Origin of the sequence: Teredinibacter turnerae T7901 (assembly GCF_000023025.1) — a bacterium.
In the GTDB taxonomy this organism is placed as follows: domain Bacteria; phylum Pseudomonadota; class Gammaproteobacteria; order Pseudomonadales; family Cellvibrionaceae; genus Teredinibacter; species Teredinibacter turnerae_B.
This window is the reverse complement of record NC_012997.1, coordinates 132,076-143,808: the sequence shown is the minus strand read 5'-3', so window position 1 is coordinate 143,808 and position 11,733 is coordinate 132,076. Positions and strand designations below refer to the sequence as shown.

The window sequence follows — 11,733 nt, the reverse complement described above, 5'->3', positions numbered from 1 at the left end:
GTAAATCGTTATTAAATGGTACTTGGATAGCAACGCATGAGACAATGTTGAAGTTGGCGCCAATTGGCTAATTTAAGGCCGATACGAGAAGTAACGAAATGAACCCATTGTTACGATTTTTCCGCGCGCGCCCGTTAAATGCCAACGCTGAAAAACACGCGGTTTAACACAGTCTTTTTAGATAGCTCGTTAGCAAATGCGAGGCGCAAACAAAAATGCCCCGACAAAGATCCTGCCGGGGCATTTTTATGCGCAGTGGAATGCGTTATTTACTGTGGACCCACTGCAGCAGGTAAGGTTGAAGGCAGATTGTCGACGCTGTCCCGGGTGTAGTTATAGAGTGAAACATCCCAACTGGATTCTCCGCTGTCATCCTGGGAGGAACTCACAGAGCGCCCGGTATAGCGATTAGAACCTGTATTTGCATCAATATAACCGCCATCGTTCCAGTGCGGACGATTTGCATTCTGGTAGTAATTACCCTCCACTTTCGCACGCGCACCATCGCTAACGCTCATGGAAAAATAATAGATGTCCTTCCAGTAATTGTTGTACATATGCACGCGTGATGCACTACCGCCAATTTTTGGATTGCGGCCATAACCCGAGTCAAAGAAGTTATGGTGGAAAGTCGCCTCTGTGTTTTGAAGCAAACTCACGTAGGGGTCTGTTCCCCAACACAACTCAGTGTTAACGCCGTCAAAATGGCTCCAGCTCACAGTAATGTTGTGGCTGTCATAACTGTCGAGCAAACCGTCACTGATTTTACTCAACCGCATATGGTCGATCCAAACATGTGAACTGTTGTTCAGGCTTATCGCATCGCCCGCTTCAATAATGCCGGCGTTTACTTCGGTGATCGTAAAATTTTTCAGAATAACGTTACTGGCGCTACCAAGATCGAAACTGCCACCAATTACCTTCGCATCGCGCCCGGCGCCGACAATCGTCGTATTGGAGCCGACACGAATCGTGGATTCGTTCTGATTCAAATAAGCCACATTGTTATCGCTGCCACCAAGATCAGCGCAGCTTTGGCTTGAAGTTGCGACCCGGTATAGCGGTGTGCTGATACCATTTCCACAGGACAGCACACACACCCGCTGACTGCGATTGGCAGAACGGCAATCCAGTGTCCTGTTCGGCAAAATCAGCGTCTTCAAAGTATTGTCCTCCGCGAGCTGCTGCAATTGCGCACAACTGGAAATCGTCACTGGTGTTGCATTGCCACCGCCGGTGGTTGTGGCAAGACCATCTGCCCCGTATTGTGCCGCAAAACCATCGACACCCTGAGCGTAATTCGGTGTGCCGCTTGATGAACTGCTTGAACTACCACTGCTACTACCGCAACCATTTTCCAGCGAGGTGATATACCAGCGTTGGGATGAAACAGCCGCATCTGAATTCTGGTAGATATTATCGCCGTCGCTACCACCCGCTACAGTCAAGCTTTTACCACTGTTTACGTTAACGATGGCATAGGCACCATTGAAATTATTTGATTGCAGTAACCGCCACTGCTGATGAGCAGTTCCCACTGTACGCCCACTGCTGAATATTCGCACCATTGTTAGTCGCTGCCCCTGCTACTTCTAATGCGCGCCCACTGTGAGCGGGTTTGATTGTCCAATATTCGCTATTGCCAACCCTTTCAAGGAAAAACGCTTGATTCTCGCCACCGGTTGTACGCCATTGAATGGCGTTAGCACCATCGCTACCGCTCGCGCCAGTTATATCGAGTGATTTACCTGAACTGTAATTGATGATTAAGTGCCTGCCGCCGTGATTGGGCTTATCGCAGCTGACCTGTTCCTCGGTCGAATTGTCGATGCGTTCGAAGCGAAACTGTTGGTTCAGCGCCGCGGTCGCATTCCACTGACGAATATCACCCCCACTGGCAGTGCTCCAATTCCACACATCCAAATTCAAACCGCTGTACTTGGAAGTCACCGTAAAAAATTCGCCGTTAATATTGGTTAACGACCAAAGCTGATTATCGCCACCCCAATATTCCCATTGGCGAATCTCGCCGCCGGGATCAGCACTGAAGTTGTACACCTCTACAGCTTTGCCGCTGGATGCGGAAACAATCGAGTAATAGCCATTGCCCTGATAGCGCACATCAAATTGTTGATTTGCAGACCCGGCGTGCCCCCACTGCTGGATATTTGCGCCGTCGGCATTACTGCCACCTGCCACATCCAACACTAAACCACTGTGTCGTGAATAAATCGTGTAACGCCCGTCACTCAAAGTCTGCGTATAGCCGGAATGCGCCACAAAAACAAGCCACAGAAGATACACCCACCGCTTTTTTATCACTCTCACCTCTCATTGATACTCGTTAATATTTTTTAATGTATTCAATTTTTTCGAAATATAGGTGTCCGTGGCTTACCAAAAAAAGCCGGTTAAAACCTACCCGAAGCCACAAAAAAATGCCTACCAAGCCAAAGCTCAGCCAAAAATCTTAGACAAACAGGTATAGGGGAAATAGATGACCTGTTCACTTTTCTAAGAATCGTGTTAGGTAAGTTCGTTGGAATGCCAACCAGGCGGCACTGCATACGCGCAGTGGTAGAGAAATGTTTGCGTTATCATTCTACACAGATTCGCAATACCCGCATTCGCGAGCCGTAATAGCGACAATGTTATTTACGCTGTTTCAAAAGGCACAGCGAGAAAACAAGATGACTCATACTTTCGGGTGCTGAAGTGTTATGACACTTGAAATTCAGTTTAAAAGACCTTAATCTCGCGGGCGTCCTTAGGGGAGTAGTCTTCTCCTCGCGAGAAAATTCGTCAACATACTTGAGCCCTCAATGGCTTATGGCGAATTTGTACCGACCCTGCAGTTCCGGTATTGGCAAGACCTGAGGCATACAACGGCTCCTAAGGTGGGAGGCTGTTGCGTGCCTTAGTTACTTTGCCATCCCACCGGAGACTTGTTTTGGAAACACTCATCGTATCTTCCGTTACCGTCGCACTCGCCGAAATCGGTGACAAAACCCAATTGCTCTCCCTGTTTCTCGCCACCCGCTTTCGCAACAAGTGGGCAATTATCGCCGGAATTCTGGTGGCCACCCTGCTCAACCACTCCGCCTCCGCTTGGCTCGGCACCTGGCTAGCCGACTATCTGCAAAGCAGAATCGGACAAGGGCTGATCGCGATCAGTTTTATTGCGCTGGGGTGTTGGCTGCTGGTACCCGATAAGGACGATAGCGAGGAATCCTCGCTGCAGAAGTACGGCGCATTTGTAGCTGCGACCGTGTTGTTTTTTCTGGCCGAGATTGGCGATAAAACCCAAGTTGCCACTGTGCTTCTGGGTGCACAATTCGATTCGATAGTCTGGGTGACTCTGGGTACAACCCTGGGGATGCTTGCCGCTAATGTGCCGGTGGTATTCGCGGGCGATTACCTGATGCGGCGCCTCCCGTTAAACGGCGCGCGTTGGACCGCAGCAGCGGTATTTATCGGAGTAGGAGTTTACGAACTCTGCACTCATGTTCTGCTGCCTGGAAGCTGACGCAAACCACAATCAACCGCGTGCCGGGCCGGAAATTCCGTGCAAGAAGATGCTGAGCGCCTGGCCAACCAGCGCTTTGCGTTGCGCCTCGCCTGGTACCTCACCCAGCCCGATAGCCGCATCGCGCAATGTCTCTGCGGCGACCATGGAAAACAGCATGCGGGTTGCCAGCCGGTAATCCTGCTGCACGATATGCCCCATGCGCGCGGCCTGCTCCAGCTCGCGCGCAACTGGCTGGAGCGCATATTGATCAAGCGAATTCACATACGCTTCAGCCAATTCCGGGAAACGCGCACCCTCAGACATCAGCAATCGGTACGAGGCCAGCCCCTGTTCGGAAAAGGCCAGAGTCGAAAACCCTTCGAGATAAAGCTCAAGCCTGCTGGCAAGGCTTTGCTCTGGTGATGCCTGCGCCATTCGCTGCGCGGGCCCGCTCAGCACGTCGGCCATCACTTCGAATAGCAAGGCCTGTTTGGAAGCCACATATTTATAAACGGTTTTTTTGGAAATTCCTGCGGCACTTGCAATTCGACCAACGTTCGCGCCTGCGTAGCCATTGCTTAAAAATTCAGTTTTCGCCGCCGCCAGCAGGCGTATTTTTAACTGCTCGTCTGAACTTGAGGTCACCGTATCCCTCCAAATGAGAAGTTTACATTATATTGGAAACCAGGCAGTTTCCAATCCTGTAGGCGACAGATATACTGACCCACTCCCTTGTGGGATTTTGCGGCGAAGGAATGAGGTCTTGATAATGCGTACATTATGGCTGCTTTGTGTGGTACTGCTCGCCACTGGATGCGGTAAAGACACTGTGCCAGACACGACCGTACGCCCCGTTCGTACAATTACTGTGCGCTTGAGTGACAACGCAGACACGCGAATTCTCAGCGGCCAGATTCAGGCCCACCGGGAACTGGAATTGTCTTTCCGTGTGGGTGGCGAGCTAAAAACCCGGTTTGCCGACGTGGGCGATGTGAAGATCGCCGGGCAGCCGATTGCGGAGCTGGATGGCGCAGTCCAGAAAGACGCGCAAAGGTCCGCCCAAGCGGCTCTCGATTCCGCACTGGCGGTACGCGATCAGGTAGAAAAAAACGAAGCCCGTTTGCGCGACCTGCTGAGAGAAAATGCCGTCTCCAAATCCGCATACGACAACGCGCTGCGCGAGTTACGTACCGCGCAAGAACAGGTTACCTCCGCCAGGGCGCAATTGGATTCCGCCACCAGCCATTTGGCGTACACCCGCCTCAATGCCCCCATCGACGGGGTTATCACCCGCAAGTGGGCTGAGCCCGGCGAAGTCGTCGCCGCCGGTCAACCGATTGTTTCGCTCGCCGGCAGCCACGACTGGGATTTGCTGCTGGATGTACCCGCCGAACTTTTGCGCCAAGGCCTGGCTACGGGCCAGCAACTGCGGGTTTGGCTCGCGGGCGCACCCGACGTGGCGACCACTGCCACGATTCATGAAGTTTCCCCCTTGGCCGACACTGTCACACTTACTCATCCCGTGCGAGCACGTCTGGACCAGCGCCCCAGGGGGTTGCTGCTGGGCTCAACGGTCATGGCTGAAATCCACCTGCAACCACGCCCCGGCTTCGTTGTCCCCGCGGCCGCGCTAACCAGTAAGGCAGACCATCCTGCCGTATGGGTTTTAGATCGGCAGACCATGAAGGTGCAAAGGCGCACCGTTGAAACCGCACGCTATAACAAGAATTCAGTGCTCATCAGCCGAGGCCTTGCCGACGGGGAGCTTGTCGTCACTGCTGGCGTGCAACTTCTCCACGAAGGCCAGCAGGTTCGGCTGTTGGGAGCCGACTGATGGCACGCGTCAACCTGTCCAGCTGGGCCATCGAACACCGGTCTCTGGTGCTCTACACCATGCTGATGAGCCTGGTCGCCGGCGTGTATGCATTTGTGAACCTCGGCCGCAATGAAGACCCCAGCTTCACATTTAAAGCCATGGTCGTGCAAACCTATTGGCCCGGCGCCAGCCAGACCGACACCATGGCGCAGGTCACCGACCGCATCGAGCAAAAGATTCAGGAAATCGATAACCTCGATTACGTTAAGAGCTACACTACTGCGGGCGAGTCCACTGTATTTGTGTTTTTGCGTCAAGACACCCCTAAGCAGGCGGTTCCTGAGGCCTGGCAACAGGTAAGGAACAAGGTGCAGGACATCGTCTATCAACTACCCGACGGAATCCGCGGGCCGTTTTTTAACGATGACTTTGGCGACACTTTCGGCGTTATTCTGGCACTCACCGCCGACGGATTTAGCCAGCGGGAACTACGCGATTACGCTGAGCAGATTAAAACCCGCGTGCAGCAGGTCGACGACGTCGCCAAGGTTCAGATTGTCGGCGCGCAAAGCGAGCGCATATACGTGGAATTCAATAGTCGGCGCCTGGCACAGTTGGGGCTCGACAGCTCCGCCATTATCCAGGCCCTGGCCAGCCAGAATGCGGTGGTGCAATCCGGGGTAATGCGCACCGCGGACAACCGCGTGCTGGTTGGCGTTTCCGGCGAGCTGCGTACGATTGACGATTTCGCCAATATTAACCTCGCGCTGGGCGGGCGTGTACTGAGCTTGCGCGATCTCGCCACCATTAGCCGCGCCACTGCCGACCCCGCAGACCCGATGTTCCGCTTCAACGGTCAACCGGCAATAGGTATTGCAATCGCCATGCGCGATGGCGGCGACATTCTGCGCATGGGTACCAAACTCGAAACCACCATCGCCCAACTGACCAAGGATCTGCCAGTCGGTATCGAACCGCACTTGGTAGCCAACCAGCCGCACATCGTCGATACCGCCGTAGGCGAGTTCACGCAGGCGCTGTTTGAGGCGGTGGTGATTGTGTTGGCGATCAGCTTTCTCAGCCTCGGCGTGCGCGCCGGGTCGGTGGTCGCCATGTCGATTCCGCTGGTGCTGGCCGCCGTGTTTGTCGCCATGGATATCCTGGGTATCGACCTTCAGCGGGTATCGCTCGGTGCGTTAATCATTGCGCTTGGCCTGCTGGTCGACGATGCCATGATCACGGTCGAAAGCATGGTAACCCGCCTGGAACAAGGCCACGCGCTCAAGCCTGCCGCCACCTATGCTTACACCGCGACCGCCTTCCCAATGCTCACCGGCACACTGGTCACCATTATTGGTTTTGTTCCCATCGGCTTTGCTAAAAGCAACGCTGGTGAATACACCTTTTCACTGTTCGCAGTTGTTGCCCTGGCCCTCATTATTTCGTGGTTTGTGGCTGTGCTCTGTGCGCCTTTGATCGGCACCTGGCTGCTGCAACAGCGGACGGAACAGCACAGCGGTTCGCAGCGGTTTATGACGTATTTCCAACGCCTGCTGGTGCGCGCCATGCGTCACGCCAAAACCACCGTCGCCATAATTACCGGCATTTTTGTGCTTAGCCTGTTTCTCCTGCCATTCATTCAACAGCAGTTTTTTCCCTCTGCGGACCGGGAAGAGTTAATCGTGGATATCACCCTGCCGCAGGATGCCACCATCGACGCGACTGCCGCCGCCGCGCAAGCGCTCGATGGGCTGCTCGCACAAGACGAGGCCGTGGCACACTGGAGCACCTATGTCGGCCGCGGCGCTGTGCGTTTTTACCTGCCCCTGGACGTGAAACTGCAAAACCCGTTTTTTGCTGAAGCCGTGGTAGTGGCCAAAAGTCTGGACGTGCGCGACGAGCTGCAACAGCGCCTCGCGCGCGATCTGCGCGAGCGACTGCCGGGCGCCCTGGTGCGCATTTACCCGCTCGAGCTCGGGCCGCCTGTTGGCTGGCCGGTGCAGTATCGCATTAGCGGTAGCGACCCGGTAAAACTGCGCGAGATCGCCCAACAGGTTGCGGTGGCGATGGCGCAAAACCCTCACGCGGACAACATCAATTTCGATTGGATGGAACCCATACGCAAGCTGGAGGTAGAGGTCGACCAGAGTCAGGCGCGACGCCTCGGCCTCAGTTCCGCCAGCATTGCGCAGGCAATCAACCGCGCGGTGCGCGGCGATGTCGCCACCCAGGTGCGCGACAATATTTACCTTATCGATGTGGTGGTGCGGGCGGACGCCAGCGAGCGCGACGATATCGAGCACCTGCAAACCCTCGCCATACCGCTGCCAAACGGCGTATCCGTCCCGCTCGCCACCGTCGCCAACGTGCGTTACAGCCAGGCCCTGCCCATGGTATGGCGCCGCGATCGCATGCCCACCTTGAGCGTGCGTGCAGACTTACGCGAAGGGGTGATGCCTGCGACTGTGGTCGCCGAGCTGCAGCCAGCTATGTCGCAGATTCGCGCACACCTGCCCGCTGGTTACCGGATTGACGACGGCGGCGCGGTGGAAGAAAGTCGCCAGTCCCAGCAATCCGTGGCTGCCGTGTTTCCTATCGCTATCATTCTGATGTTGACTGTACTGATGGTTCAGCTGCAGCGGTTTTCTTATCTGCTCCTGGTCGTCAGTGTCGCACCGCTGGGCTTGATTGGTGTGGTGGCGGCGCTGCTGGCGCTTAGCCAGCCACTGGGTTTCGTTGCACTGCTGGGCATAGTCGCCTTGATCGGTATGATTGTGCGTAATTCCGTCATCCTGGTGCATCAAATACATGTAGAGCAGGAAGCCGGGCACAGCCCCTGGGACGCGGTAATACACGCGACTACACTGCGCTTTCGGCCGATTATGCTCACCTCCGTCGCCGCCATTCTCGGTATGGTGCCCATCGCCAACACCGTGTTTTGGGGCCCCATGGCGACCGCCATCATGGGCGGTCTGGCGGTGGCTACCGTACTCACCCTTCTGTTTTTGCCCGCGCTCTACGTGATTTGCTTTCGGGTTAACGTACCAGCAACGCCCTGATGCCCCTATGCGCCAAAGGCGGTCCAACTCCCGGTAGACGCGCCTGATTTATTGCACTGATAGATCGCGCGGCACTGGGTGATATAGCCAATCACAAACAATACCAGCCAAACCAATAACGTCTGCACAACGGCGGGCGAGTCTGGCCCGGTCGCCAGCGGGTGAGAAACCGGGAGCCGAGTCAAAGTTTCGTTGGTGCCGGGAACCAGCGACAGCAAAAAACTGAACGACAGGCCAAACGCGGCCATATAGGGTCTCAGTCGTCCGAGAAAACCCAGCTTCGGCGCCAGAGCGCCGCCAAATGCGGCCACCAGCACAACAACACCGGCTAAGTGTGCGGGATTGAGCCCACCGGAGCTGGACACGCCGAGTGACGTAACAACAGCAAGCGTGAGACCTGCCAAATAGACTTTGCCGGAACGCAAGGTCGGATTAATGCCACCAAAACGGGCAAACGCATATAGGCCAGCGGCAATGGGCACGAGACTAATGGCAGTGTGAAGTACACCAAGTGTGGAAATGGGATGAGACATAGGATTCCTCGTTAAATTAAAAAGGAGCACCCGTCGGAGTGCTCGTACATTTGCCGCTACCCATTGCCGGGCAGCGGCCATAAACATCAAAAGCGAAACTCGCACTTAACAACCTACTAGATGGTAGGCCTTCAACACTAAAAAAAACTGCTCACTCATCGGGAGCAGCTTGTTGGCGATGGCACTTAGGCCGAGGCGGTGAGCCTTGCCAGCGCCACCTGCATTAACCCATCGAAGACCGCGCTGTCATCGAGAGCGCGAGCAGCCAGCATCGCGCCATGTACACTCGCCATCAGAGACTTCGCCTCAGCCGCCGCTGGCAGCACCAGTGTCAGTTGACCCTCGCTGTGCGCCAACTGCAACTGCTGCTCCAGCCAGCCGGACAATTCCTCAAAATGCAGGCGCACCTGCGCCGCCACTTCGCTGGGTAAGGTGGGCATTTCATATGCCAGCATCGCACAGATACAAAACGCGGTTTTAGCGTCGCCAATACAGTTCGACCAGTAGTCGATGTAACCCCGGATACGCGCAAGCGGAGCAACGATTTGCTGCTCTAACCTGGCCATCCCCTGCCGGGCCTCGTCCCGATACAGGGCCACCACGGTTTCAACTAATGCCGCCTTGCTCGGAAAATGATGATGAATACTGGCTTTGCGAATATTGACCCGCGCCGAAATGTCCGCGTAGCTGAAGCTTTTGTAGCCACCTGTTACCAGCAGACTGCGCGCGTGATCGACAATTTCGGCCGCTTTCGCCGACAAATCGGGTTTGGTGGAGCTATTCATAAAGGGTCATCACTGATTAAGCTGGTGGATGTAACCGTGCCACAGCATTACCTGCGGCAGGTAGGTTGATAAGTTCGTGCAACCGCCGAAACAAATCCTACTAGTAGGTAGACTGGCACGTCAATTGTTTTTTAAAGGTAAGGTGCAGATATTGCTCCGAGGTATAGCGTCCGGATATCCCCAGCAAGAATCGGAGTGCGTGCACCTCGGTGGCCGCTTATAGTGAGATACTTCAGTCACAGCGTCGGCGACAGGCCCACGAGCACACCCTATGAACGATAAGCGGTTTCAATCCCCAGAAGCCCGCTGGCAGGCAATACAAATGCGCGATAGCCACGCGGACGGGCATTTTGTATACGGTGTTCGCACCTCGGGTATCTACTGCGCACCGAGCGCAACGGCGCGCCAGCCAAAACGCGAGAATGTGGAATTTTTCGATACCGCCGCTGCCGCCGAAGCCGCGGGTTACGTGGCCAGTCGCCGCGAACGCGGAGCGCGCCCTGAGGCAGCGTCGGAACGTGCCGCAGCGGTGGCACGCGCCTGTCGCTTGATCGAGCGGGGCGAAGCCAGTACACCCCTGGGCGAATTGGCGGCAAACGTTGGTATGAGCCCGTACCATTTTCATCGCACCTTCAAGGCCGAAACCGGCCTGACACCCAAGGCCTACAGCTCGGCATTCCGGGCGAATAAATTGCGCGAACAACTGCAGCAGGCAAAAGGCTCGATCACCGATGCCATCTACGATGCCGGGTTCAACGCAAACAGTCGGTTTTATGAGTCCGCGAACCAGCTGCTGGGAATGCCAGCGAAGGAGTACCGAGACGGCGGCGCAGGAGCGGCAATTCGCTTCGCCATTGGCCAATGCTCCCTCGGCGCCATTCTGGTTGCACAGAGCGAGCGCGGAATTTGCGCTATTCTGCTCGGCGACGATCCGGAACGTCTCGCGCAGCAACTGCAAGACCAATTCCCAAGTGCCGATCTGATCGGCGGCGACACTCAGTTTGAACAACGGGTGGCCGAGATTGTGGGTTTTGTCGAGGCCCCATCCATTGGCCTGAACTTGCCATTGGATGTGCGCGGTACCGCGTTTCAAGAACGGGTCTGGCAAGCGTTACGCCAAATTCCGCCGGGCACCACCGCCAGCTACACCGATATCGCCAACCAGATTGGCGCTCCCAAAGCCGTGCGCGCTGTCGCCCAGGCCTGCGCGGCTAACAGGATCGCCGTCGCGATTCCATGCCACCGTGTGGTCCGTCGCGATGGCAACCTGTCCGGCTATCGTTGGGGCGTGGAGCGTAAGAAAGAATTGCTGCGCAGGGAATCGGAGGAATAGCTTTTTTTCAGAAAAAATCGCGGTCGCAGAATATTACTCGCTCAAGCGCGTCTGAAAATGGTAGTAACCAAAAGACAAAAAGTACCTTTTTGCACGCCTTAACGCTACTATCTACCACGCAACCGAAGGACAACTTAATCTCGGGAGAATTAACTCGTGTATCAAAATCGGCAGACGGTCGCCCTCGGTGGACTGATCGTTTTATTTCTCATGTTCGTGTTATTTATTATTTTAGCGTTTTGGTCCTGGCCAAAATATAAAGTCTACAAGCAAGAACTCAATGGCCGAGCCTCACTGAAAGAAGCTGAGTGGAGCAAGCAAATTTTGATTGAGGAAGCCAAGGCTCGTGAACAGGCAGCGCTTATGCAAGCGAAAGCAAAAGTCACTCTGGCGGAAGCCGAAGGCGCTGCCATGGTCGCGCGCGCAAAAGCTGAAGGGCAAGCAGACATCGAACGCGCCAAAGCCGCCGCGGAATCAAACCGCATAATTGGTGAATCGCTAAAGGGAAATGATGAGTATCTGCGCTACATATGGATTAAAGGGCTACAGGATGGCAAAGGCGAACGAATTTATATTCCAACCGAAGCAGGTTTACCTATTTTGGAAGCGAAAAAATAGTTTCAACGCAGAAAACAGGTGTTTTATAGTACTAAACGCTGTTGAATAAGCCTTACGCAGTTTTCAGCAGCTGCCTTAGCT

Annotated in this window: 10 protein-coding genes; 5 read left to right on the top strand and 5 right to left on the bottom strand. The window is 55.0% G+C overall.

Features of this window, described 5'->3' with window-relative positions:
• Window positions 1-269: 269 nt before the first annotated feature.
• Together TERTU_RS22125 and TERTU_RS22120 are read right to left on the bottom strand one after the other, a co-directional pair.
• Complete coding sequence (locus tag TERTU_RS22125) at window positions 270-1,538, bottom strand: pectate lyase family protein (RefSeq protein ID WP_015820927.1); 1,269 nt, start codon at window positions 1,536-1,538, stop codon at window positions 270-272.
• The gene (locus TERTU_RS22120; RefSeq protein WP_015820926.1) at window positions 1,495-2,322 is read right to left on the bottom strand and encodes an RICIN domain-containing protein; all 828 of its coding nucleotides are present in this window, start codon (window positions 2,320-2,322) and stop codon (window positions 1,495-1,497) included. Before TERTU_RS22120 ends, TERTU_RS22125 begins: the two co-directional genes overlap by 44 nt.
• 628 nt (window positions 2,323-2,950) lie before the next feature.
• On the opposite strand from TERTU_RS22120, the gene TERTU_RS00565 reads away from it, so the two are divergent.
• Window positions 2,951-3,526: a TMEM165/GDT1 family protein gene (locus TERTU_RS00565; protein ID WP_015820136.1), complete on the top strand. Its 576-nt coding sequence runs from the start codon at window positions 2,951-2,953 to the stop codon at window positions 3,524-3,526.
• Window positions 3,527-3,538: 12 nt separating this feature from the next.
• Here TERTU_RS00565 and TERTU_RS00560 read toward each other — a convergent pair whose 3' ends face one another.
• Window positions 3,539-4,153 (bottom strand): TetR/AcrR family transcriptional regulator, encoded by a 615-nt coding sequence (locus TERTU_RS00560; RefSeq protein ID WP_015818297.1) that lies wholly within the window; start codon window positions 4,151-4,153, stop codon window positions 3,539-3,541.
• 124 nt (window positions 4,154-4,277) lie between these two features.
• Between TERTU_RS00560 and TERTU_RS00555 the strand changes: the two genes are divergently transcribed.
• Both TERTU_RS00555 and TERTU_RS00550 read left to right on the top strand, forming a co-directional pair.
• Window positions 4,278-5,342 carry an efflux RND transporter periplasmic adaptor subunit gene (locus tag TERTU_RS00555; RefSeq protein ID WP_015818952.1) on the top strand — a complete coding sequence of 355 codons (1,065 nt, stop codon included), beginning with the start codon at window positions 4,278-4,280 and terminating at the stop codon, window positions 5,340-5,342.
• A complete protein-coding gene (locus tag TERTU_RS00550) occupies window positions 5,342-8,383 on the top strand; it encodes an efflux RND transporter permease subunit (RefSeq protein ID WP_015818778.1) in 3,042 nt (1,013 codons plus the stop codon). Before TERTU_RS00555 ends, TERTU_RS00550 begins: the two co-directional genes overlap by 1 nt.
• A 5-nt stretch (window positions 8,384-8,388) precedes the next feature.
• Here TERTU_RS00550 and TERTU_RS00545 read toward each other — a convergent pair whose 3' ends face one another.
• The gene (locus tag TERTU_RS00545) at window positions 8,389-8,916 is read right to left on the bottom strand and encodes a hypothetical protein (protein ID WP_015818129.1); all 528 of its coding nucleotides are present in this window, start codon (window positions 8,914-8,916) and stop codon (window positions 8,389-8,391) included.
• Window positions 8,917-9,101: 185 nt separating this feature from the next.
• Window positions 9,102-9,701, bottom strand: a complete 600-nt coding sequence (locus tag TERTU_RS00540) for a TetR/AcrR family transcriptional regulator (protein WP_015819927.1) — start codon at window positions 9,699-9,701, stop codon at window positions 9,102-9,104.
• A 271-nt stretch (window positions 9,702-9,972) separates the two neighbouring features.
• On the opposite strand from TERTU_RS00540, the gene ada reads away from it, so the two are divergent.
• Both ada and TERTU_RS00530 read left to right on the top strand, forming a co-directional pair.
• Window positions 9,973-11,034 (top strand): bifunctional DNA-binding transcriptional regulator/O6-methylguanine-DNA methyltransferase Ada, encoded by a 1,062-nt coding sequence (ada, locus tag TERTU_RS00535; RefSeq protein ID WP_015817224.1) that lies wholly within the window; start codon window positions 9,973-9,975, stop codon window positions 11,032-11,034.
• 156 nt (window positions 11,035-11,190) lie between these two features.
• Window positions 11,191-11,652, top strand: a complete 462-nt coding sequence (locus TERTU_RS00530) for an SPFH domain-containing protein (RefSeq protein ID WP_015817114.1) — start codon at window positions 11,191-11,193, stop codon at window positions 11,650-11,652.
• Window positions 11,653-11,733: the final 81 nt, after the last annotated feature.